The organism is Burkholderia sp. BCC0322 (genome assembly GCF_902833045.1).
Classification (GTDB): domain Bacteria; phylum Pseudomonadota; class Gammaproteobacteria; order Burkholderiales; family Burkholderiaceae; genus Burkholderia.
The window spans coordinates 565,183-585,710 of record NZ_CADFDU010000001.1 but is presented as its reverse complement, the minus strand read 5'-3'; the positions used below and the strand labels follow the sequence as shown (position 1 = coordinate 585,710).

Sequence of the window (20,528 nt, the reverse complement as noted above, 5' to 3'; positions counted from 1 at the left end):
TCGGCGGATCACGTGCGATCCGCAGCGGTTTGCGAATCGGCGTTGTCATACCCGTACGCGCCGTAGTTGCCGTACCGGGCGGAGCGCAGCCCCGGCCAGAAGCCGTTGAACACGACCGCGGTCGCGCGCGCACCGACGCGTTCGATCCGCTTCGCCGCTTCGAGCAGTTCGCCCGAGGTCGTGACGCCGGCACGTGCCGCGAGCAGGATCGTGTCCGCATGCGCGGCCAGGACGACGGCGTCCGTCACCGGCAACAGCGGCGGCGCGTCGAGCAGCACCACGTCGTAATCGCGTGCGACGTGCATCAGCAACGCCGACAGACGATCGGACGACAACAGTTCGACGGGCCGATCGGCATACGGGCCGGCCGGCAGCAGGTCGACGTTCGGCGCGACGTCGCGCACGATGGCGTCGGCGGCGGTCGCGCCGCCGCGAAGGACGGTCGACAGGCCGATCTCCGGCCGCATGCCGAAGCGCTTGGCCAGCTCGCCGCGACGCAGGTCGCCGTCGATCAGCAGCACTCGCTTGTTCGACTGTCCGAGCAGCGCGGCCACGTTGGCCGACACGAACGATTTCCCGACACCCGCGGACGGCCCCGTGATCAGCACACGGTTGCCGTCGGGCTGGTCCATCAACTGGAACCGCAGCGCCGTGCACAGGCTTCGCAGCGCCTCGACCGCGGGTTCGTTCGGTCGCGCCAGCGCCAGGACCGTCGCCCCGCCTGCCGCAGCGTCACGCTCCGCGATCCGGTGTTGCGCAACGCTGTGCGGAATCGTCGCCATCACGTTCAGGTTCGTGTCGCGCTCGATCTCCGCGGGATCGGTCACGCCGCCGAACAGCACCGCGCGGCCGATGACGGCGCACGTGCCGAGCACGAGCCCCATCAGGGCGGCCATCACCGTGACCAGCGCCGGCTTTGGCCGCACGGGCTCGTCCGGTACGATCGCGCGATCGATCACGCGCACGTTGCCGATCTTGCTCGCGGTCGCCAGGCGAAGCTGCTGGATGCTGTTCAGCAAGCCGACATAGATCTCCGTTTGCACGGTCACATCGCGGCGCAGGCGTACGACGTTCTGCTGCGCGTCGGGCAAGCGCCGGATCGTGTCGTTGATCGTCCCGATCTGCGCGTTGGCGGCGGCGATCCGCCGGTCGACCGCCGCGAGCTCCGGGTGAGCCGGCGTCAGCGTCGACGCCAACGCCAGCCGTTTCTGTTCGAGTTCGAACAGCGACATCTGCGCGGCGGTCGATTGCGTCAGCATCGCCTTCGCCTGCTCGGTCAGGTCCACGATTTCGTGGCGGGCCTGGTATGCATTGAGGCGATCTTCGGCCGCGCGCAACTGACGCTCCACGGTCGGTACCTGGTCGCTCAGGAACGCCAGCGACTTCTCGGCGGTAGCGGCCTTGCGGCTCGCGTTCTGCCGAACGTAGTTGTCGGCGATCGCGTTCAGCACGGCGGCCGCGCGCACCGGATCATGGTTTTCGTACGACACGCCGATCACGCCGGACTGATCCTTGCCGCGATTCGCTATCGTCAGTTTCTTCTGCAGTTCGGCGAGCACGACCTGCCTCGAGCCCGCCTTCACGACGAACTGCGCGCCCGCTTCGGCTTCGATACCGGCCACCTGCAGCGTCACGTCGCCTGCGGCCGTCTTCACGCGCAGCGGCTCGCCGATCGCGCCTTCCACATCGCGATCGAGATCGCCGCCGGACAGACGATAGCGCCCGTCGCCAAGCGACGTGACGATGAACGCATGTTTCTGGAAGTCGCGCGGCACGTCGAATGCCGGAACATCGATGCGCTCGTTGCCCCAGACGAATCCGCCGATCCCGAACAGGCCGGGCGTCGACAGCCCGCGATTGAAGCGCGCGACGGCGGAGCCGATCACGGGCACGCGGCGCGGACGCGCTTCGATGTACAGATGCTGACCGTCGACGACCGGTTCGGTCACGAGCCGCGAGCGCAGGATTTCCATCTCGCCGTCGTCGGTCGACTTCACGTCGAACAGCGCGCCGAGGCCGCCGACGAGCCCGCCCTCCGCCATGCTGCGCAGGTCCGAGCCGCCGCTTTCGACCTGCACGGCAATGTCTGCCTTGTAGACCGGCTTCGCGACGATCGCATAGCCCGCGCCGAGCGCGGCACACGCCACCGTGATCGCGGCGATGCGGCCTGCATGCCGGATCAGCACGTCGAGGATGCCGCGCACGTCGAGTTCATCGGCGTCGCGTAAATGGGGTTGGCGTGGGTTCGATGCGTTCATTTGAGGCTCACCGCAAGTGTTCCGGCGTATCCGCGCCGGTATCCGGATGCTGCTGGTTCGGTTCGAAAGTGGCGATCCGCGCGGCCCAATCTGCAACGCCGTGCTCGATCAGCTGCATCGCGTAGTCGTAGATGTAGCGGCTTCGGCGATACGGGTCCGGAACATCGGTCCGGTATCGCTCGGTCAGCCGATACACGCGGCCGCGCATCATCGGGAAGGACCGCTCGATCAGTTCGCGATGTGCGACCTCCATCACCAGAATCAGGTCGGCCCACCAGCAGGTCCGGTGATCGACGCGCCGTGCCCGATGCGCCGACAGGTCGAAGCCGCGTGCGGCCAACAGTGCATTCATCACAGGGTCGGCCGGCATCCCGCCGATCGCCGCGACGCCGGCCGACTCCACCGTGCGACCGGGCAGCGCGCGCGACAACAGCGCCTGCGCGGCCGGGCTGCGGCATACGTTGCCGGTACACACCACCAGGATCCGTTTCATCATTTCGTGACGATCGCGGCCGTCAGGCCCGCGTTGATGGCCGGAAGCAGTTGCGCGAGCACGCGGCCGAAGCGCGCCAGCTTCGTGCTGTCGACGTACACGACATCGCGCGGCTGCAGCTCGAACTCGTTGGCGAGCACCATCGACACCGGCGAGCTGCCATCCAGATGAAACACCTGCGCCTGCCGGTCCGCGCCGGCGCGAATCACGTAGGTCTGCCTAGGATCGGCCGTACCCTGGTTCACGCTGCCGGCCTGCGACAGCGCGTCGGCCAGCGTGAGCCGGCCGTTGCGCAGCGGCAGCGCCGTCGTCGGCTTGTTGACTTCGCCCATCACGTACACGCCGAACTGGTCGCGCGCGCCGACCTGCAGCAGATCGCCGTTGCGTAGCACGATGCGCGACGGATCGACGCGCTCGCGAATCAGGCCCGGCAGGTCGACCGGATAGGCGGCACCGTCGCGCACGAGCGTCATGCGGCTCTGATCGGCGTCGGCCGTGAAGCCGCCCGCGCGCGTGACGGCTTCGAGCAACGTCATCGGCGTGTCGTTGAGCGGTTGCGCGCCAGGCGCATGAACTTCGCCGTCGATGTAGACGCGATTCGCGCGATACGACGCAACGCGCACCGTCAACTGCGGCGCGACGAACCACTTCGACAGCCGCGCGCGAAGCGCGGACTGAATCTCGCTCGTGTTCATGCCGGCGACATGCAGTTCGCCCACGTACGGAAAAGCCAGGTTGCCGGCCTGATCGACGACGAAGCCCGCCGGCGGATCGGCAGGGCGCACCTGTTGCGTGCCCGGGCTGCCCTGCGCCGCGGCCAGTTCGGGGTGATCCCACACGGTGATCTGCAGCACGTCGCCCGCGTCGATCGCGTATGGCGCCGGCGCGGCAAAGAGCGCCGCGCGCATGCGTTCATCCTGTGTGCGCGCCTCGCGCCGCTGGGCCGCGATCAACTCGCCGTCGATCGGCCCGATCGGTACCGACGCCGCCGCCTCACGCAAAGCGGGTGCGTTTTGCGGCTGGCCGAGCGATGCCGCAACGATGCGATGCATTGACACCGTCAAGCCGCCTTCGTATGTCTGCGTCGCGATACCCTCATCGTGAGGCGCATCGTGCGCGAGGTTCATATGCATGCCCGGTTCGACCGCGCAGGCGGACAGCAGCACGACGGGCAAGACCGTCATCGCCGATCGCAATCGTTGCGCCCGAGAGCCGGGCCGTTTTCCTGTTTCCATTTCCGTTGTCCAGACGCCGTACGTCGACGCGTCATTCAATAGGCATTGCGATGCGTGAATCCATACAGAACGGTCGCCGCCACGATCCGCATGTCCATCGCAAACGACCAGTTATTCAGGTAATAGAGATCGTGTTCGATCCGCCTCTGCATCTTCTCGATGCGATCCGTCTCGCCGCGATGGCCGTTGACCTGGGCCCAGCCGGTGATGCCCGGCTTGATCCGGTAGCGCTGGATATAGCCGTCGACCAGGTGCCGGTAGAAGCGGTCGTGCTCCACCGCATGCGGGCGTGGCCCGACCACCGACATGTCGCCCTTCAGCACGTTGAAGAACTGCGGCAGTTCGTCGAGGCTCGTGCGCCGCAACAGCGCGCCGACACGCGTGACGCGCGGGTCGCCTTGCGTCGCCTGCCGGACTTCGCCAGGCTCGCGCGGGTCGCACATGCGCATCGTCCGGAACTTGTAGATCGTGAAGACGCGCCCGTAAGCGCCCCTGCGTTGCTGCCGGAACAGCACCGGCCCCGGCGACGACAACTTGACCGCCAGCGCAACGACGGCCATCAGCGGCGCGATTCCGATCAACGCCAGGCCCGCGAACACGCGATCGAACATCGCCTTGCCCGCCAGCGCCCGCGCGGACAGCGGCGACGACACGAGATCGAGCGCGCGGCCACGAATCGCGCCGTCCGGATGAAGCGGCGTCATGCCGGTGAGATCCGGCATGAAGCGGATGTCGACCAGATCCTCGGCGAACGCGCGGACGATCTCGCCGACGCGATCGGCCTCCGACAACGGCAGCACGATCCAGACTTCCCCGACCTGCGCGCGACGCACGTGCTCGACGAATTTGGCCAGGTCACGATGCACGGCCGGTTCGTCCGGCCCGATCGGCGACGGACCGGCCATGTCGAAGATCGCGGCTATCCGGAACGGCCGCCACGTTTCACGCGCATCGCGGCCAACGAGCGTCCGGCAACGTTCGAGATGCCCGACGAGCGCGACCGGTTTGCGCCGCGCATGCCGCGCCGCCGCGACAACGCCGAGCCACCACCGCCCGGCCTGCGACACGACGAGCGCGACCGCCGACAACGCGAACCAGCCGGCTACCCACTCGAGCACGATGGGAAATTGCCGGTCGTGCGCCGTGACGGAAATCGCGCCGACACACAACGCGACGGCCAGACAGGCCGGCGCGAGCCACACGCGACGCCATGACAGGCGGCGCTTGGGATCGTCGTACAAGCCGACCAACGGAAACAGGACCAGTGCGCACGCGATCGAAACGGCCATCAGCACGGCATCCGATTCGGCGGACGGCGAGCCGCCCAGCCAGCTTCTCGCCGCCCATGCGGTAACGACAAGCAGCGCGGCATCCAGCAACCTGAACCGCGACGCTTTTCCGCGAACGGCGGGTGTGTATCTAGTTTGGTTGAATGAAGGCATAACCCTGGGCGATCACCGTCGCGGTCGAGCGGCAATGGAGCGTCAGCGCATCGTCACCCAATGCACGCCACGCCGGCACGGATCGACTCCCGAACCGATGATCGACTTCATCTATTGATTAGTAATGCGAATCCGATTCGATTGACACTGACCTTCAATCAAACGTTACGAATTGTTGAATTTCGAACCTGGTTGACGTGGCCTGACAACTTCAACGAGACCGACGCTCTCCGCTTACCGCAGGCTCATCGCTTATCGAGACGATGTAAGACTCGATACTGCCACCACGATCTGGCGCTTTAAATCGGTCATGTCCGAAACAAATTGATATAGAGATTTGTCTTGTACTATTTGCTAATGAGGCCTCTGCCTACACGGCAGATTGGTTGATGTCAATTGATCAAGCACGCGGCGTGATGCGCATCGGGTCACTTCGCGAGACAGTGTGGAAGCACCGCCATCCCGCGAACACGATGACCGACGATTGCGACGTGTGTCGACGTTGCGATAAGTGCGGCGTCAATGCGCCGCTACGCGTGGGTGGTCGGTTTTCGCTGCGCGTCCTGACGAGCAACGCGCGCCGGCGTCACTTCCGCGCTTCGTCTCGGGTGCCGGCCGACCCGGTGTCGACGTGCATCGACGTCGCCTGTTCCGACATGACGTCCCGGCTCCGCGACGAATTCGAGGATCTCGACTGTGACAAAAGGGCGCGCGTGCGCATCCATCGCGGCAACGTCAGCGTCGACGCTCGGCTCACGTGTGAGAACAAGAAATCTGCTTTGAGCGTGATCGAAATTTCGCAGCGAGATCGCGTACGGGGCGCAATCCGACGCGTAAACGAAACGCCGCCGGCAAGCCGGCGGCTAAAGATGCGTCCACGGATGACGTGGCGCACCTGAGGCACTCGACTCAGCGAGCGCGGGTCATTCAGCAGTGAACGACCCGCGCGACGCGGCTGCGCCAGCGTCGCCCGCTCAATTCTGCGTTAGCGGATTCAGCGTCGTGCACAGGAATCCCGTGCAGTTGGCCGGCTTGAAGTAGAACGACGCCATCACCGGAGTCGACGTGCCAAGCGCGAGATCGCCCAGGTACGCGGAGCCCTGCGCGCCGAAATTGTTCGACTGCTGGACGAAGCTGTCGCCGGTCGACTGGATCGCGGCCGACTGGTACGTGAAGGTCGGCGACTGGGTCTGGTCCTTCACGTAGACCCACGAGATCGTGCTGCCGAACAGCATCCCGCCCTTCGCGCGATAACCCTTCGCGCCTTCGCTGTTGGCCTGCGCGATGAAGTCGCTGACGTTCGTCGCCGGCACCAGCACATCGTACGTATAGGTCGCGTTCGACGCGTTGTTCTTCATGTACACGTTCGCCTGCACCGATCCGACCATCATCGGGCCCAGGAACCAGTAGCCCGACTGGCCCTGGCCGTTCGCCTGCGTGAGGAACGCGTTCGTGTCGGCCGGCAACGCCGTCGTCGCGTACGTATAGGTCGCCGACGAGCCGCCGTCCTTGCGATAGAGATAGCCGTACGTGAGCGGCCCTTCGTAGCGGTAGCCGCTCGTGCCTTGCGCGTTGGCCTGGTTGACGAAGCCCGTCATGTCGGACGGCGCCGCCTGCAACTGGTACGTGTACGTCTGCGCCGCGCCGTCGTTCACGAAGATCGAACGCGATCCGCCGTTCGACGCACGGTAGAAGTAGTCGCCCAGATAGCGATAGCCCTTCGCGCCTTCGCTGTTGAGCAGCGTCAGGAAGCTCGCCTGATCCGCCGCGGTCGGCTGCGCGTCGTAGCGCAGCGTCAGCGTGCTGCCGCCCGAGCCACCGCTGCCGCCGCTTCCCGTCCCGCCGGAACCCGTGCCGCCGGTGCCGCCACTTCCGCCGTTGTTGCTCGTGCCCGATCCGCCGGATGCCGCGGGCGAGGAATCGTCGCCGCCGCAAGCGGTCAGCGCCAGACACGTCAGTGCGATCAATGCAACGGCTTTCATCGGGATCACCTCGGAACGAAAAGGACGAATGAAGCCGATGCGCACGGATCACGCCGCGAGCACGGACAGCCGCGAATCAGGAATCGGCCGGCGGCGCACCACCGGCCCGGGGGCGTCAGTTGACCTGAAGCTGGCCACCGCGGCCGAGGCCGCCCTTGACGTCCTGCGCCTTGTAGCTGCGCAGCGCAACGACCATCTTGTTGTACGCGTCGATGAACGCGACGACCGTCGCCTTGCCTTCCGGCGTCGACGAGAAGCCGGCAAGCGCGCCGCCCACGCCGCCGCCGAAGCCGCCCAGCGCCGCACCGTAGTTGGTCGCCGTCGAGCTGCCTTCCGACGCCGCGATCTGCACGGCCGAGCGCACGTCGAACAGCGTCAGCGTCACGACCGACGCCTTCGTCTGCAGGTGGCCGGCCACCGCCGCCACCGCGCTGTTGCCGATCAGCCCGCCGATCATGCTGCCGATGCCGCCGATCGGCGAATCGTTGATGACGATCTGCGGTTCCATGTAATAGTCGGCCGCGACACGCTGGCCCTTCTGCTGCTTCGAGCCCGCGCGGTATTCGCCCGAGTTGCGTTGCAGCTGCGTGATGCGCGACAGGCGCGCGTCGCTCTTCTGGTTGCCGATCGACGTGATCACGAAGCAGTTCGACTGCTGGACGGCTAGGCGCAGCAGCGGGTCGATCGTCGTCATCTTGGTCGCGCTGCCGAACGGGCCCCACCAGTCGGCGTTGCGGCCATCATCGACGGCGATCGTGCCGAGCGGCGACGCGCAGCGCTGCAGCCCCGAATCGGCGCCGGCGCTCGCGCCGCCCGCGGCGGCACCGGTCACGCCCGCGTTCTGGCCGCCGGGCGTCACCACGCCGCCGCAGCCCGTCACGGACGCGCAAAGCGCCGCCACCAGCGCACCTTGAGTGAGACGTTGGGAAAGGATGGTCTTCATGTCGTTATTGATCGATTAGAGTCGTTGTCCGGCTTATGTGTTCGTGCGAACTTCGATAAGCCCCCCCGGCAGGCGCGCGATGGTGGTCTCCCCGCTGCTGCCCCCGTTGCTTCAGGCCCGGTCAGTAGTACCAGTACGTCTGCTGCCAGACGCCGTAGTACGGATAGCCCGAGTACCAGTAGCCGTAATAGCGGTCACGCCATTCCGTGCGCCATTTCCAGTCTTCTTCGTCTTCCTTCTTGGCCTTGCGCGCCAGGTCGAGCAGCTTCTTCGACTCCTTGTCGCCACGGCCGGCCGCGATCGACAGCCACTTCTCCGCTTCACGCGCGTCGGAGCCCATTTCCTCGAGGCCGAACAGGTAGAAGCTGCCGAGCGCCTTCTGCGCCTGCAGGTCGCCGCGCTCGGCGGCCTCTCGCATCCACTTGAGTGCCTGGTAGCTGTCCTGGCGCACGCCGTCGCCGCGGAAATAACGCAGGCCGAGGTCGTAGGCGGCCTTCGGCTGGGTCTTCGCGGTCTGCTTCAGCGCAGCGATGCGCGGGCTTTCCTGGTCTTCCGAATCGTCCCTTTTTTGATAGGAGACCTGATCTTTAGGGCGGTCGGAACAACCTGTGTCGTCGCAGATCCGCACCGTGTTGCTGGTGATCGACGGATCCTGCGCGCACGCGGCCAGTAGCAACAGCAGCCCCGGTGCGAGTAAACGGCGGTACATTGTTACTTCCCTCAGGTTCTATTGGCGCCGCAATTCTTCGAGCTATCCCACCCCCGCGAGCTCGTACCCGGCGGCGCGCGGCGCAACGGATACAATCCGCCAACGCCGACACGCACTCCAAGGCTCTCTCAGGTTCTCTCTTCGAATCGTTCAGTCACTGCTTCATGATTCCCGCGTTTCGCTGCACCGCCTGTGGCCGGCATCGATCTCCAAACATGACGCGAAAAACAATAGTGACGTGGTGAGCAATAATAATGGAGAAAAATGGCATGTCAAGGTCATTCGCTTTTTCAAAGCTTGCATGACGCGTCAGTTTTGATATGCTCACCCTCGCCAAAACCCCTGGAGACCCCGTCGAGATGTCCAACAGCGAGCAGGCCAACGTCGATCTGATCACCGCCAACAAGGTGCGCGACCTACTGAACCGGAACGGCATTCCGCCGCGAAGTCACAACACGACGATCGCGAACGTGCTCGGCCTGAGCTTCTCGGTCGTCACGCGCAAGATGAAAGGCCTGATCCCGTGGAACCTGTCGCAGTTGCAGGACATCGCGACGCACTTCGGCGTGCCGCCCGCGATCCTGCTCGACGACAAGGGCACGCAGCCGGCCGCCGCCGAGATGATCGACGCGACGCTCGTGATCGAGTCGCGACGCTTCCGCTGCCGCGCCGCGATCTCGACCAAGGCCAGCAGCCAGATCGAGACCGATTTCGTCGCGCTGCAGTGGCAGGGCGAATGGCTCATCACCGAGCGTCAGCACGCACGCGAAGGCCGCACGTATCCGGTCGACGTCATCGAGCTGCGCTCGACCCAGCCGAACGTGTATGCGGCGCGGATCGCCGTGGTCGACGATTCGCGGGATGTCGCCGAAACGGTATGTGAATATTTCATCGAAAAAGGCGTGAACGCGATTCCGTACTTCGACGGCGCGGCGTTCCGCAAGGCACTGGAGGTCGAGGATTTCGACGGCTACATCCTCGACTGGATGCTCGGCGACCAGACGGCCGCCGAACTCGTGCGCGGCATCCGCTCGAGCGAGAACAGCGGCGCGCCGATCTTCCTGCTGACCGGAAAGATCTCGACCGGCGAAGCCAGCGAGGACGAAATCGCGCACATCGTGTCGCACTACAACGCGCGCTGCGAGGAGAAGCCGGTGCGCCTGCCGATCCTGTTCGCCGAAGTGGCGCGCGAACTGAAGATCCCGTTGCCGGCTCCCGCCGCCGCGAACTGAGGCCACAACGACAAATCACCACCGCACGACCGAGGGCAAGACATGCGAATCTCGACCATCTGGACCAAGGGCCTGCTGACGGCCTGCCTGCTCGGCATGGCGGCCGCGACCTGGGCCGCTTCGTCGTTTACGTTCACCGTCGACGGCAAGATCGACAAGCACAACCAGCAAGGCAAGACGGCCTACGTGTTTTCCGAGCAGGCGCTGATGGCGCTGCCGCAGCACACGATCGTCACGTCGACGAGCTGGACGCCGAAGGCGACCTTCACCGGCCCGCGCCTGTCCGACATCCTGAAGACCGTCGGCGCGCACGGCACGCAGATCGAGTTCCGCTGCATCGACGAGTACACGTTCACGATTCCCGTGTCCGACGCCGATCGTTACGGCGTGATCCTCGCGCGGACGATGAACGGCAAGGTGCTCGGCAACGACAACTACGGCCCACTGTGGATCATGTACCCGCGCGACCAGTATCCCGATGAACTGAAGACGCCGCTCGGCGAAGCCAAGTTCGCGTGGCAGATCATCGGCCTGACGGTGAAATGAAACGCCGGCGATGGAAAAATAGAAAAATCATCCTGGTCCTCGGCTCGCTGTGGATCATGGGGTTCGCCGCGTGGGCGTTCCTGTTGTGGGACCTCCTCGCCACGTCGGTCAACGAGGGCGTGCTCGAAGGGCCGCGCGAAGGCGTGTTCTGGACCGCCGCGCAATACCGGAACGTCTATACGCGATTCGACCGGCAGCTGATCCTCTACGCAACGCATCAGGACGACGACTTCGATCACGTGCAGATGCAGCTCGACAGCCTGTCGGTGTCGTTCGGGTTCCTGCAGCGGCCGTCCGAGGTATCCGAATACTGGCTGCGCATCCCGCGCGCACGCGACGAAATCGCCGCGCTCGGCGAATTCATGACGCGCCTGAAGCACGACGTGCCGTTGCTGCGCGGTGCGCCAAAGAACGCGCGGCAGCTGATCCACGAGGTCAATGCGTACTGGCCGAAGGTCAACGGCCTGGCGAACTACTTCCGCGCGATCGAGATGGCGCAGCGCGACTTCACGTTCCATCAGTTGAAGGAAAAGCAGCGCGCGATCCTGATCCTCGGCATCGTGCTCGGCGTGATCCTGTGCGCGCTGTTCCTGCTGCTGTTCTACACGATGCGCACGCGCGACGACCTGCTCGAACGGCAGGACGCGGCGCTCGACGCCGAACGCAAGGCATCCGATCGTGCGTTCGAGATGATCGAGGCGAAGAACGCGTTCCTCGGGATGGTCAGCCATGAGCTGCGCACGCCGCTACAGGCGATCTGCGGGTCGATCGAGATCCTGCTCGCGCGCCCGCAATCCGACGCAAACCTGAAAACGATCCGGCGGCTGCAGAATTCCGCGCTGTCGCTCGAGGCACTCGTCAAGGACCTGACCGACTACATCAAGCTGCGCTCGACCAAGCGCCTCGCCGAACTGGAAACGGTCGGCATGGCGTCGCTGCTCGTCGAAGTCATCGAGCCGCTGCGCGAGAAGATCGCGGCCAAGCGTATCGCGGTCGCGCAGCAGGTCGAACCGCACGCGCTCTCGATCCGCTCGGATCGCAAGCTGTTGCGACAGGTGCTGTCGAACCTGATCGAGAATTCCGTCAAATACACGCTCGGCGGATCGATCGACATATCGATCGCACTCGCCGACGCACCGGCCGGCAAGCAACTGACGATCGCCGTGCGCGACACGGGTACCGGCATCGCGAAGCAGCATCTGCCGAAGATCTTCGAGCCGTTCTATCGTGCGAACGACGCGGTCGGGCTGCATGTGGACGGGATCGGCATGGGGCTTGCCGTCGTGCGCGAAATCGTCACGACGCTGCGCGGGCATGTGGACGTGCGCAGCGTGGTCGGCGAAGGCAGCGAATTCGTCGTGACGCTGCCCGTCGAAGTGCCCGACTTCATCGAGGCCGCCGGCGAAGCGCCCGCGTGGCCGGCCGCCGCCGCGCATCGCGACCGGCGCGCGCTGGTCGTCGACGACAACGACAACGCGCGCGAAACGCTCGGCGCGATGCTGTCGGCGCTCGGCATCGACGCCGATCTGTGCGGCACCGGCGAGGAAGGCGTCGCGCGCTTCGGCGCGGGCCGCTACGACATCGTGGTTCTGGATCTCGAACTGCCGGACCTGAGCGGCTTCGAGGTTGCGCGCCGCATTCGCGCGGTCGCGCAGCCGGACGACGACGGCCGCCATCCGGCGATCCTCGGCGTCAGCGCGTATGAATCGGCCGCGCTACGCGAGAACCAGCACGTGTTCGACGAATTCCTGCCGAAGCCGGTGCACCTGCGCGAACTCGGCGACCTCGTCGAGAAGCTGCTCGCCTGAAGCGGTGCGCCGCATGCAAACGTGCACGGCGTCGCGCGCCGGCGCTGCGGCTGCATCGCGCGTTCCGCTCGCGCTCGCGCTTATTCGCCGATCAGATGCAGCACGATATCGCGCCGGTGCGCCGCGCGCCGATGCTCGAACAGATAAATCCCCTGCCAGGTGCCAAGCACCATGCGGCCATGCTCGACCGGAATCGACAGCTGCACCTGCGTGAGCGCCGTGCGCAAATGGGCGGGCATGTCGTCGGGGCCTTCGGTGTCGTGCTCGTAGCGGCTTTCGTCTTCCGGCGCGAGCGTCGCGAAGTAACCTTCGAGATCGCGCCGCACCGACGGATCCGCGTTCTCCTGGATCAGCAGCGAAGCCGACGTATGGCGGCAAAACACCGTGAGCAGGCCCGTGCGGATCGACTGCTGGTCGACGAACGCGCGCACCTGCGGCGTGAACTCGACGAGGCCGCCGCCGTGCGCGTCGACGGCGATATGCGTGATGGCTTGTTGCATGGCCATGGCGTCAGGCCAGCGCGGCGAAGCCGTCGGCTTCGATCTGCGCGGCATCGGTGGGGCGCACGACGCGCGCGACCTCGACGCCGTCGCGCAGAAACACCAGCGTCGGCCACAGCTTGACGCGGAACGAGCGGCCGAGCGGGCGGCCCGGCCCGTCCTCGATCTTCAGGTGGCGCACGGCAGGATGGGCGGCGAACGATTCGACGATCGCGGGCTGCGCGGCCGCGCAGATGCCGCACCAGTTGGCGCCGAATTCGATGACGGTCGCGCCGGCGAGTGCGTCGACTTCCTCGCGCGTGGGCGCGTTGGCGATATAGCGTTGCGGCGTGTTCATCGGGGCCCTCATGTGCAATTCCGGAATGTAGCCGTGCGGCACGCGAGGCGCGGCGGCATGCGGCCTGCGATTTCTTACTGTAGCGGAAAAGCCTGCGTGGTGCCGATGCGCTCGTGGCCGCTCGCGCGCCGCATGCTCGCGCCGTTGCCGCGCATCGCAGGCGCTGCCCGGCGAGCAATTTTCCTGCGTCGCCGCATCGCGACAGTCTCCGGATGAGACGACAAGAATCGGAGCGCCGCGCGGCCGCGACAGGATCAGCATGCGAGCAGATCTCTCAACGAAGCGAAGGCCCCGACCATGAACGCCCCACATCGCGTCACCGAACCGAACATCCTCTATTTCGGCACGCCCGTCGTGCTGGTCAGCACGCTGAATCCGGATGGCACGGCCAATCTCGCGCCGATCTCGTCCGCGTTCTGGCTCGGCTGGCGCGGCGTGATCGGCATCGCCGCCAGCTCACAGACCACCCGCAACCTGATGCGCACCGGCGAATGCGTGCTGAACCTCCCGTCGTCCGCGCAAGCGCACGCGGTCGACCGGATCGCACGGACGACGGGCACGCATCCGGTGCCCGAATCGAAGCGTGCGAGAGGCTACGTGTACGAGCCGGACAAGTTCGGCACGGCGGAGCTGACGGAGGTGCCATCGCAGACCGTATCACCGCCTCGAGCGCTCGAATGCCCGGTACACCTGGAAGCGGTCGTCGCGGCCACGCACGGCCTCGCCGAGGAAACACCGGACCTGCGCGGGAAGATCACGGTGTTCGAGGTACGCATCCAGCGCGTGCACGTGCATCCCGACCTGCTGATGGATGGTCATCCGGACCGCATCGATCCGGACAAATGGTCGCCGCTGATCATGAGTTTCCAGAAATTTTATGGCCTGGGGCCACGGCAGGTGCATGCGTCGAGGCTCGCCGAGATTCCGGAGCGCGCGTATCGCAGCCCGGACATCGAGCGTTCGCGCGATGTCGGCGTGCCGGCCGACGCGGGGCGGTGATGAAGCGCGATGTGGCGGCCCGCGCCGGCCGGTGCACCGAAACCGATCGGATAAAATGCGGCCGGCCACGCTCATTGGCCCATGACCGAACCGACGGAGTGTTTTCAGTGATTCAAGCTACCCCAGTATTCAAGGACAATCTCGCGCAATTGCCGGCCATCGACGGCATCGCGCGCATCGATCTCGTCGGCGCGAACGGCGATGTGGTCGCCAGCATCGAGAACCAACCCGGCAAGCAGGGTTCGCTCGCTGTGTACCACTACCTGAAGCAGGCATTCGGTACGCTCGACGCGAAGGCTGCCGAGCATGGCCTCGCCGTGTTCGCGGAGCACACTGCCGACGCACGCAACCGCCCCGGCGCGCATCCGAACGTCGATCGCCTGCTCGCGATCGTCGCCGGCGGCGACGCGCTGCACATCAACGTCGTCGCGAAGGGTTGAGCAACGGGCGGGGCCATGATGCCGCGCCTCGACGCGCGGCACGCTCATGCATCTCTTTAACGAGTGCCAATGCGTGCCGCATCATCGGCCCACCCGCAGAACCTCGGCAGTTCAGTCATGCCGCATCGAGCGCATGCACGTGTCGGCACAGACTCTTCGCTTTCGTCGAGCACTCGCAGTTGCCCGCCGCACGTCGGCCCGGCTTGGCGAAAGGCATAGCTCCCCGCGCATGCCTTGACGCATGCGCCCGCATTCATATCATCGATGACGGCCTCGCACGCCGGTCGTCATTTTCGCGATTGGCTGCGCCGATTTAGACAAAAACCTCGCGAAGATCGCCCGCACTGCCGCCGGCGAATCACCTCATCCATCACGCGTCAGCGTCGAATTTCTTGCGATGCATCGCACACACGCACTTGAGGCGCACACGGTCCGCTGCGGGAATCGCGTGCATCCGCCGCGCCTCCGCATATCGTTCGGCATGCAAAGCGCTTCCCGCGGCAACGACGACGATGCGTACTAACGCAATGTGGGCATCCAGGACGCGCTCGTGCCGCGGGAGACGCTGCTCGCACACGATGCCCATCTGTGTCGTCTCGGGGCGCCTGCACGGCGCGCTGGAATCCGTGCTGCAGGGGCGGCCTGCGTACCACGTCAGCTACGCGCGCAAGGGCTTCGGCACGTATGCGAACCAGCATCTCGACGACTCGGTCGTCAACGGCGCGGCGTTCGACCCGGACCTTGTCGCCAAAAAATCCTCGCCGACGGATCGGCAACCGCGCTCTGGCAATCGAACCGGATGGCGCTCGACCGGTTTCACACCGCGCGCGAACATGTGATCGACGCGTTGCGCACGGCTCGATACGCTGGACGACCCGGAGACCGCGAGCATGCAGGGCGCCGCCCCGTTCTGCGATCGAAGCACGTCAGGATGGACGCCCGAAACCGGTGCCGTTCGGATGATTGAAGCGTTTCGTCACCGGACATCTGCCGTGACGTACGCCTCCAATGGCATGCCGTCGTAGCGGGATACCGCGACACCGGCATGTCCTGCCGACTGCCGATGCGCGATGCCCCTCGGCCTGCGCGGGCGCCTCGTCCGACATGAAATACCGGGCCGCTGACAGTCATGAGGGTGACTATTGAAACTGTCACGCGACGACATTCCGTTTCTGCCGGGGATTTCGCCGCAACAGTAAACGACATGCACGGAATGGTGCTTTTCTAAATTCCGGCACAAAACATATAACGACAGGAAACCGGATCATACGCGCAGCACTTGATATCGGATCCGGCGAAAATGAATTTCGCATGCAAACCGACCAAGCATTCCGGCAAGCACCGACGACGCTCCCCCGTCCATCCCGCCGAGCGGTTGCCATCAGCATCAGCTCGATCTGACAACGTCAAATCCATTTAATGTTTCAACGAAATGCGCGTCGAGACTTTCTCCGACGATACAAATTAGTACTTGTCCTATACCAACAATCCTCCATTTCGAACACGTCCAGTTTATAGGCGTGTCGGCGGCACGATACCATCCTTACAACTCTTCCAAAGAGTTATTTACCCCCTTTAAATCACGTTGAAACGGAGAAAATCATGGCCTTCAACAAAAACATTCTCGCTATCGCAGCAGCAGCAGCTTCGTTCGCAGCAGCAGGCTCGGCAATGGCTGCCGACGGCACCATCAACTTCACCGGCGCAATCACGACCGCATCGTGCACGCTCACGGGCGGCGCAGGCGCCAACGTGTCGCCCGGCACCGGCGGCCAGAACATTGCGGTCAACCTCGGCACTGTGAGCGCGGATTCGATCGGCGGTACCGCCGGCGGTGGCGTGGCAGCAGGCACGCAGATCAACCTGAACCTCGACTGCGGCAACACCGGCACTGGCCTGAACATGGTCAAGATGAAGTTCGACCCGGTCGCAGGTTCGGGCATCGACGGCAAGAACAATCAGTTGCTGAAGATCGCGGGCAACGCGGAAGGCGTTGGTATCGGCCTGTACGACAGCAACAACAAGCTGCTGAACCTGGCTGCGAACGAAACGTTCGATGCCCCGCTCGTCAAGGGCGGCACGGAAGAAGCGCCGAGCTACACCGCCGCGCTGAATCTGCGTGCAGGCTATGTTGCAAACGGCGCAGCGGTCAAGGCCGGTACGGCAAACGGCACGCTGCCGTTCACGCTGACCTACGAGTAAAGCTCCCCTACGGGCGACGCGGCGGGTCATGGTTCCGTCGCCCTTCTCACTTTCCAAGTCCATCATGAAACGATCACTCATTGCCGGGCTGGTCGCGGCCAGCTCGCTATTACCCTATTCCGGCGCATCTGTCGCCGGCATCTCGTTGAATGGCACGCGTGTCATTTACACGGCGCAGAGCAAGGAAGCGTCCGTGCTCGTCAGGAATCCGTCTAAGCAAGACGTGATGATCCAGTCATGGCTGGAATCCGACGACCAGAAAGGCGATCTGCCGTTCGCTATCACGCCTTCGCTGAGCCGTCTCGGCGCCGAAAAGCAGCAAACGCTGCGGATCTTCTATGCCGGCCAGGGTTTGCCGACTGACCGCGAATCCGTGTTCTGGCTCAGCGTGCAGGAAATTCCACAGAAATTGGATGGCGAGAACACGCTCCAAGTCGCGGTGCGTCAACGCATCAAGCTGTTCTATCGACCGACCAACCTCGCCGGCAAGCCGGAGGACGCACCCAAGCAGCTTCAATGGCACTGGCGGGCGGTGGGCGGAAAATATGGCATGGAGGTTGTTAATAACACCCCCTATTACGTATCACTGGTCAAGGCAACGCTCCGTAGTGGCGCGCAAACGCATCCGATCGACACGGAAATGATTCCGCCGCAATCGACCCGTCAGCTCAGCGTCAAGAATTACACCGGCCAATCGCTTGCACCGGGCGCCAAGGTCGATTTCGAGTCGATCAACGATTTCGGCGCGACCGAAGAGAACAACGCAGCAGTCTCCAACTGACAGCACATTCTGTCAGTTCCGGCCCCGAATCGCTCAATAGCAATTCGCATTACTAAATTATCGGAGGGCGCGCATTCCTGAAATCCGGGCAGGTTGGGAAAGGCACGCGATCAAGGTCAAGGCATGAATACCACTGAAAAGAAAATCGATTTGCGGGTAGCGGCGTGCCAGGGCGCATCCTGCCTGGTGGCGCTCGGGAGCCTCGTTGCGGCCACGTCGGTTCAGGCAGCAGAATTCAACGAACTGTTCCTCAAGAAAGGGGACGCGCCCGTCGAGCTCAAGTACCTCGAACAGGGCAGCTCGGTTCCGCCCGGCACGTATGACGTCGACGTGTCGCTGAACCAGCGTCCCGGCAAGCGCGAATCGATCGTCTTTCAGGCGAACGGCGGCGAGGTCAAGCCCGTCATCACGCTTGGCCTGCTCAAGGCGCTCGGCGTGGACGTGAAGCGACTCGAGCGGGAAAACCGGATTCCGGCCGACCTGCAAGACAACGCCGCGCTGAATCTCGCCGAGATCATCGACGGCGCGTCGACCGATTTCGACGTCGGCGCACTGTCGCTGAATGTCAGCGTGCCGCAGGCCTACGTGCCGGGCCGGTCGCGCGGCTATGTGGATCCGTCGAAGTGGGACGACGGCGTGATTGCGGCCTACAGCAACTATCAGGCCAATTTCAGCCACGACTCCGACTCCGGATACAACAGTTCCTACTATTACCTCGGCCTGCGCAACGGCTTCAACGTCGGCGGCTGGCGGCTCAGGAACGAATCGTCGCTCACCGGGCGCCGCGGCACGAAGTCGCAGTTCACGTCGAACCGTACCTACGCGCAGCGCGACCTGCGCGGCATCAAGGGCACGCTGTCGGCAGGCGAACTGTATTCGGCCGGCGAAATCTTCGACAGCTTTCGCTTCGTCGGCGTGCAGGTCGGTTCGGACACCGGCATGCTGCCGGACGACGAGATCGGCTTCGCGCCGGTCGTGCGCGGCATCGCGCAGACCAACGCGGTCGTCGAGGTGCGCCAGAACGGCTACGTCATCTATTCGACCACGGTCACGCCCGGCGCATTCGAGCTGAAGGACATCTATCCGAGCGGCTCCAACGGCGATCTCGAAATCTCGATCACCGAATCCGACGGCAGCGTCCGGCGCTATACGCAACCCTATTCGTTCCTGCCCGTGATGATCCGGCGCGGCTCGGTTCGTTATTCGTTTTCCGCGGGGCAGTATCGCGGATTTGGCGACGTTCGCCCGAAATTCGCGCAGGGCACGATGGTGTATGGCCTGTCCGACAACTTCACCGGCTACGGTGGCCTGATCGGCGCGCAGAACTATGCCGCGATCGCGCTCGGGATCGGCTTCAACTCGCGGCTCGGCGGCATTTCGTTCGACGTGACGCATAGCCAGTCGAACGCGCCCGGCCGCAAGGCGAACGGGCAGAGCTTCCGGTTCCTGTACTCGAAGACGCTGGCGGCCACCGACACCACGTTCACGATGGTCGGCTATCGGTATTCGACCGACGGCTTCCGCACGCTTAGCCAGCACGTCGACGACATGAGCAGCCGGCAAGGCGACGGGGTACGGCGCCAGAAGAGCCGCGTCGATCTGAACATCAACCAGTCGCTCGGCCGCAATGGGTCGGTCTACGCGAGCATCGGTGAAACGAGCTACTGGAACCGTGGCGGCACGAGCCGCAACATCCAGCTCGGCTACAGCGGCTCGCTGAAGAACATCAGCTACAGCGTCGCGCTCGCGCGCACCGAGGATACGGGGCCGTTCGGGCGCACCGACAACCAGATCTCCGCGACGGTCAGCATTCCGTTCGGCAACACCGCGCGCGCGCATCGTGCCTATTCGAACGTCACGGCGTCAACGCGCGGCGACGTGAGCGTTCAGGCAGGCGTATCGGGCTTCCTGAACGACCAGAACACGGTCAACTATTCGGTACAGGGCGAATACCAGAAGGACAACGGCGGCTCCGGCGGCGTGGGCCTCGGCTGGGATACGCCGATGGTGAAGCTGACGTCGAACTACAGCCAGTCCGGCCACGGCAAGCACGTCGACGTCGGCGCAACCGGGTCGGTCGTCGCGCACCGCGGCGGCATCACGCTCGGCCAGCCGGTTGGCGAGACGTTCGCGATCGTCGAGGTGCCCGGCGTGAAGGGCGCGCGCTTCGATTCGTCGTCGACGGTCAGCACCGACCGTCGCGGCTATGCCGTGCTGCCTTATGCGCAGCCGTACCGCTACAACTGGCTCAACATCGACACGGAAAGCCTCGGCAACGACACCGAGATCACCGAGAACGCGAAAACCATCGTGCCGACGCGCGGCGCAATCGTGAAGGCGCGCTTTGCCGCGGAAACCGGCCGCCGCATCCAGTTCGACGTGACGACGACCGACGGCAAGAAGGTGCCGCTCGGCGCAACGGCTTACGACCAGGACGACAAGGTACTCGGCATGGTCGACAACGCATCGCGCGTGCTCGTGTTCGGCGTGAAGGATCAAGGCCGCCTGTCGATTCGCTGGAGCGAAGGCACGTGCGAAGGCGACTACGCGTTGCCGCAGCAGAACAAGGCGCTCATGTACGAGCGTGTTGCGATGAGCTGCCGCATGGCTGGCCGGTAGCG

At 64.7% G+C, this 20,528-nt stretch carries 20 protein-coding genes; 10 read left to right on the top strand and 10 right to left on the bottom strand.

Annotation, left to right across the window (positions count from 1 at the left end; translation table 11 throughout):
* Nucleotides 1-8: 8 nt before the first annotated feature.
* From HWX39_RS02735 to HWX39_RS02720, 4 genes are all read right to left on the bottom strand, one after another.
* Nucleotides 9-2,258 (bottom strand): polysaccharide biosynthesis tyrosine autokinase, encoded by a 2,250-nt coding sequence (locus tag HWX39_RS02735; RefSeq protein WP_175965444.1) that lies wholly within the window; start codon nt 2,256-2,258, stop codon nt 9-11.
* A 7-nt stretch (nt 2,259-2,265) separates the two neighbouring features.
* On the bottom strand, nt 2,266-2,754 hold the full coding sequence (locus HWX39_RS02730) for a low molecular weight protein-tyrosine-phosphatase (RefSeq protein ID WP_175965443.1): 489 nt from the start codon (nt 2,752-2,754) through the stop codon (nt 2,266-2,268).
* Nucleotides 2,751-3,935: a polysaccharide biosynthesis/export family protein gene (locus HWX39_RS02725; RefSeq protein ID WP_347879563.1), complete on the bottom strand. Its 1,185-nt coding sequence runs from the start codon at nt 3,933-3,935 to the stop codon at nt 2,751-2,753. Before HWX39_RS02725 ends, HWX39_RS02730 begins: the two co-directional genes overlap by 4 nt.
* Before the next feature lie 86 nt (nt 3,936-4,021).
* Nucleotides 4,022-5,428, bottom strand: coding sequence for an undecaprenyl-phosphate glucose phosphotransferase (locus HWX39_RS02720; protein WP_175965442.1), 1,407 nt, complete (start codon nt 5,426-5,428; stop codon nt 4,022-4,024).
* Nucleotides 5,429-5,817: 389 nt separating this feature from the next.
* Between HWX39_RS02720 and HWX39_RS02715 the strand changes: the two genes are divergently transcribed.
* Nucleotides 5,818-6,327 (top strand): hypothetical protein, encoded by a 510-nt coding sequence (locus HWX39_RS02715; protein ID WP_175965441.1) that lies wholly within the window; start codon nt 5,818-5,820, stop codon nt 6,325-6,327.
* 75 nt (nt 6,328-6,402) lie between these two features.
* On the opposite strand, the gene HWX39_RS02710 is transcribed toward HWX39_RS02715, so the two are convergent.
* The 3 genes from HWX39_RS02710 to HWX39_RS02700 all read right to left on the bottom strand — a co-directional run bounded on the left by HWX39_RS02710 (nt 6,403) and on the right by HWX39_RS02700 (nt 9,062).
* A complete protein-coding gene (locus HWX39_RS02710) occupies nt 6,403-7,410 on the bottom strand; it encodes a hypothetical protein (RefSeq protein WP_175965440.1) in 1,008 nt (335 codons plus the stop codon).
* Nucleotides 7,411-7,525: 115 nt separating this feature from the next.
* A complete protein-coding gene (locus tag HWX39_RS02705; protein ID WP_175965439.1) occupies nt 7,526-8,353 on the bottom strand; it encodes a hypothetical protein in 828 nt (275 codons plus the stop codon).
* Between the two features lie 121 nt (nt 8,354-8,474).
* Nucleotides 8,475-9,062 carry an SEL1-like repeat protein gene (locus tag HWX39_RS02700; protein WP_039369757.1) on the bottom strand — a complete coding sequence of 196 codons (588 nt, stop codon included), beginning with the start codon at nt 9,060-9,062 and terminating at the stop codon, nt 8,475-8,477.
* Between the two features lie 359 nt (nt 9,063-9,421).
* Here HWX39_RS02700 and HWX39_RS02695 point away from each other — a divergent pair, with 359 nt between their 5' ends.
* From HWX39_RS02695 to atsR, 3 genes are read left to right on the top strand one after another with little or no spacing between them, the layout of a single operon-like run.
* A complete protein-coding gene (locus tag HWX39_RS02695) occupies nt 9,422-10,294 on the top strand; it encodes a helix-turn-helix domain-containing protein (RefSeq protein ID WP_175965438.1) in 873 nt (290 codons plus the stop codon).
* A 42-nt stretch (nt 10,295-10,336) separates the two neighbouring features.
* Nucleotides 10,337-10,840: a molybdopterin-dependent oxidoreductase gene (locus HWX39_RS02690; RefSeq protein ID WP_085038380.1), complete on the top strand. Its 504-nt coding sequence runs from the start codon at nt 10,337-10,339 to the stop codon at nt 10,838-10,840.
* Entirely contained in the window at nt 10,837-12,648 is a 1,812-nt protein-coding gene (gene atsR / locus HWX39_RS02685) for a hybrid sensor histidine kinase/response regulator AtsR (protein WP_175965437.1), read from the top strand. The genes HWX39_RS02690 and atsR overlap by 4 nt, the downstream gene beginning before the upstream one ends.
* Before the next feature lie 80 nt (nt 12,649-12,728).
* Here atsR and HWX39_RS02680 read toward each other — a convergent pair whose 3' ends face one another.
* Together HWX39_RS02680 and HWX39_RS02675 are read right to left on the bottom strand one after the other, a co-directional pair.
* Complete coding sequence (locus HWX39_RS02680) at nt 12,729-13,148, bottom strand: secondary thiamine-phosphate synthase enzyme YjbQ (RefSeq protein ID WP_175965436.1); 420 nt, start codon at nt 13,146-13,148, stop codon at nt 12,729-12,731.
* A 10-nt stretch (nt 13,149-13,158) separates the two neighbouring features.
* Nucleotides 13,159-13,485, bottom strand: coding sequence for a thioredoxin family protein (locus tag HWX39_RS02675; RefSeq protein ID WP_175966056.1), 327 nt, complete (start codon nt 13,483-13,485; stop codon nt 13,159-13,161).
* A 297-nt stretch (nt 13,486-13,782) separates the two neighbouring features.
* Between HWX39_RS02675 and HWX39_RS02670 the strand changes: the two genes are divergently transcribed.
* Together HWX39_RS02670 and HWX39_RS02665 are read left to right on the top strand one after the other, a co-directional pair.
* The gene (locus HWX39_RS02670; protein ID WP_175965435.1) at nt 13,783-14,484 is read left to right on the top strand and encodes a flavin reductase family protein; all 702 of its coding nucleotides are present in this window, start codon (nt 13,783-13,785) and stop codon (nt 14,482-14,484) included.
* Nucleotides 14,485-14,591: 107 nt separating this feature from the next.
* Entirely contained in the window at nt 14,592-14,924 is a 333-nt protein-coding gene (locus HWX39_RS02665; RefSeq protein ID WP_175965434.1) for a DUF2322 family protein, read from the top strand.
* A gap of 370 nt (nt 14,925-15,294) precedes the next feature.
* Here the strand turns inward: HWX39_RS02665 and HWX39_RS02660 are convergent, their stop codons facing one another.
* Nucleotides 15,295-15,510 (bottom strand): hypothetical protein, encoded by a 216-nt coding sequence (locus HWX39_RS02660; protein WP_175965433.1) that lies wholly within the window; start codon nt 15,508-15,510, stop codon nt 15,295-15,297.
* On the opposite strand from HWX39_RS02660, the gene HWX39_RS02655 reads away from it, so the two are divergent.
* The 4 genes from HWX39_RS02655 (at nt 15,503) to HWX39_RS02640 (ending at nt 20,526) form a co-directional block, all read left to right on the top strand.
* Complete coding sequence (locus tag HWX39_RS02655) at nt 15,503-15,763, top strand: hypothetical protein (protein WP_175965432.1); 261 nt, start codon at nt 15,503-15,505, stop codon at nt 15,761-15,763. The genes HWX39_RS02660 and HWX39_RS02655 overlap by 8 nt on opposite strands.
* A gap of 763 nt (nt 15,764-16,526) precedes the next feature.
* The gene (locus tag HWX39_RS02650) at nt 16,527-17,126 is read left to right on the top strand and encodes a fimbrial protein (RefSeq protein ID WP_175965431.1); all 600 of its coding nucleotides are present in this window, start codon (nt 16,527-16,529) and stop codon (nt 17,124-17,126) included.
* A gap of 64 nt (nt 17,127-17,190) precedes the next feature.
* Nucleotides 17,191-17,907, top strand: coding sequence for a fimbria/pilus periplasmic chaperone (locus HWX39_RS02645; RefSeq protein WP_175965430.1), 717 nt, complete (start codon nt 17,191-17,193; stop codon nt 17,905-17,907).
* A 123-nt stretch (nt 17,908-18,030) separates the two neighbouring features.
* Nucleotides 18,031-20,526: a fimbria/pilus outer membrane usher protein gene (locus HWX39_RS02640; protein ID WP_175965429.1), complete on the top strand. Its 2,496-nt coding sequence runs from the start codon at nt 18,031-18,033 to the stop codon at nt 20,524-20,526.
* Nucleotides 20,527-20,528: the final 2 nt, after the last annotated feature.